Source organism: Syntrophomonas wolfei subsp. methylbutyratica (assembly GCF_001570625.1).
Lineage (GTDB): Bacteria > Bacillota > Syntrophomonadia > Syntrophomonadales > Syntrophomonadaceae > Syntrophomonas > Syntrophomonas methylbutyratica.
The window spans coordinates 1-513 of the sequence record NZ_BBQT01000068.1 but is presented as its reverse complement, the minus strand read 5'-3'; the positions used below and the strand labels follow the sequence as shown (position 1 = coordinate 513).

Genomic DNA, 513 nt, shown 5'->3' with positions numbered 1-513 from the left:
CTTGCCCTTTTTTCTCCGGCGGCGCATCCACGCGATGCTGCCGGCGACCCAGGCGGCCAGAAGGGCCAGCACCGCCCAATCCAGCCAGGTCACAGCCAGATCCCCAGCAGCTGATAGACGGCGAAGGCCACGATCCAGGCCACAGCCGTCTGGGCAATCACAACGCCCAGGGCGCGGAGCCCGGAGCCCAGCTCCCGGCGCACCGCCGAGACCGCGGCGACGCAAGGGGTATAGAGCAGGGTGAAAGACAGGAAGGTCAGGGAGCGGCGCACGGTGAACAGGCTGGACGGTGCCCCGCCCCCGAGCAGGATCTGCAGGGGGGGGACCACGGACTCCTTGGCGATGAAGCCGGTGATCAGCGCCGTGGCGATCCGCCAGTCGCCGAAGCCCACAGGGTTGAGGGCAGGCGCGATGGCGGTGCCGATCATGGCGAGCAGACTTTTGGCGCTGTCCGTCACCACGTTGAGCTTTGCGTCGAAGGTCTGCAGGAACCAGGTCAGGAGCGTGGCCACG

1 protein-coding gene is annotated in these 513 nt (G+C 68.0%); it reads right to left on the bottom strand.

Going from position 1 to position 513, the window contains the following annotated elements; genetic code table 11:
• Positions 1–89: 89 nt before the first annotated feature.
• A partial coding sequence (locus AWB54_RS15040; RefSeq protein ID WP_304650843.1) for a nucleoside recognition domain-containing protein occupies positions 90–513 on the bottom strand: 424 nt, incomplete at its 5' end.